1 protein-coding gene is annotated in these 1842 nt (G+C 40.6%); it reads left to right on the top strand.

Annotated elements, in window-relative coordinates; genetic code table 11:
* Positions 1 to 1546: putative bifunctional diguanylate cyclase/phosphodiesterase (locus VME0621_RS25930; protein WP_156750289.1), on the top strand; the 1546-nt coding region annotated here is incomplete at its 5' end.
* Between the last annotated feature and the right edge of the window lie 296 nt (positions 1547 to 1842).

Raw genomic sequence — 1842 nt, 5'->3', positions numbered from 1 at the left:
GGGTCACTCTTTAGAGTCAATGATAGATGAAAGTGAATCTCAGGTTCGCTATGCCGAACTGAAACAAAAAGTGTTAAGTAATGGGTTTTGGCGTGGTGAATTATGGCTCGTAAGAAAAGATGGTCAAACTTATCCTGAACTTGTCAGCATAACGGCAGTTAGGGACTCTCAAAATAGGCTATCTAATGTTGTTGCTCTATTTACAGATATATCACGCCTTAAAGAGCAAGAGAAGCAACTAGAGTTACTTGCTCTCTATGACCCCCTCACGAAACTGCCTAATCGTAACTTATTGGTGACCAAAGTCAGTGAGTTACTAAAATTCAATGAATTCGGTCGATATATGGCAGTTCTTTTTATTGACCTCGATGAGTTTAAAAAGATTAATGATTCTTTTGGACATGAAGTTGGCGATGAGGCACTAAAGTTACTCGCTTCTACCTTGAGTAAAAACATTCCTTCAAACGATATTCTAGTAAGGTGGGGGGGAGATGAATTTATTATTATCCTTAATAATGTTCGGAATAAAACTAAAGTAAAATCGTACGCTTCAAAGCTACTCAATATAATTTCTACGATGAGATTTAAAACAGATTTGATTCACCCTCAGCCCTTCTCTGCGAGTATTGGTGTGACTATGACGGAGGCGGATAGTGTCACAGATATAGAGCACCTTATTCGACAAGCTGACCTAGCTATGTATGAATCGAAACTGCAGGGGGGGAATAGTATGTCATTCTTTAACCCTGAGCATGATAGAAGTAAGCGAAAACGACATGCTAAAAAGCGACAGTTGGAACAAGCCGTTTCTGAAAATGAGCTGGAACTATACTTTCAGCCAAAAATGAACCTGAGAAGCAATGAGGTGATAGGAGCAGAAGCCCTTCTTCGTTGGAATCACCCCGATAAAGGAGTGTTAACCCCCGAGCAATTTTTGTTTGATATAGAGACTCCCGCGCTACAATGTGAGATTGGTGACTGGGTAATGACTCAAGCCGTTCATCAAGTGTCCGAGTGGGTGAAATGTGGCATGGATATACAATTGTCTATTAACGTATCCAGCTATCAATTGGATGATATCAATTTTACCAGTCGCCTAAGAGCGCTATTGTCTCAATATAAGGTTCCTCCAAGCTATGTGCAGATAGAAATTCTTGAATCGAGTGCTCTAGAACTGGTAGAAAGAGCTCAGGCGGTGATTGAGCGTTGTCAGTCGTTTGGGGTGAGTGTGGCAATTGATGATTTCGGAACTGGCTATTCAACCCTCTCTTATTTAAGAGATCTTCCCGCTGACGTGTTGAAAGTCGATAAGAGCTTTATTATTGGTTTGCAAAAAGATAGTAAGAATTGGGGGCTTTTGAAGGCTGTGATGAGTTTGGCCTCAACCTTCGACAAAACGGTTGTTGCAGAAGGTTTAGAAGATTGGGACGCAAAGGAGTTGTTATTGGAAGTAGGATGTGAAATTGCCCAAGGTTATGCGATAGCGCGGCCAATGAAGATAGAGCAATTTAACCGTTGGTATCGACAAGAACAGGTAGCGGTATGAGAAAGAAGAGCCATTGTTACGTATGACTAAATGGAGAAATGATTTCGAGTTGCCTTTCTGCACCCTATTTCGCAATTTTCCTTACTTTAGATATTTTGAAAATATCCATTTTGAGTTGGTGCTTTAACAAGCTTCTGTCCAGAAGCCTGTTACGTGTGACCACTTCGAATTTGTGATCACCAAGCGATTCTGTCGTACCTTAATTACCAAGCGACTTTGTCATTACAATAACTACCGAGGGAAAATGTCGGGACTGATTTAGCGTACTTTTTAAAGTAATCAAATGAGCTTTAAAG

Origin of the sequence: Vibrio mediterranei (assembly GCF_900088415.1) — a bacterium.
Lineage (GTDB): Bacteria > Pseudomonadota > Gammaproteobacteria > Enterobacterales > Vibrionaceae > Vibrio > Vibrio mediterranei.
The sequence above is the reverse complement of the archived record's forward strand: the minus strand, read 5'-3'. Positions and strand labels throughout refer to the sequence as shown.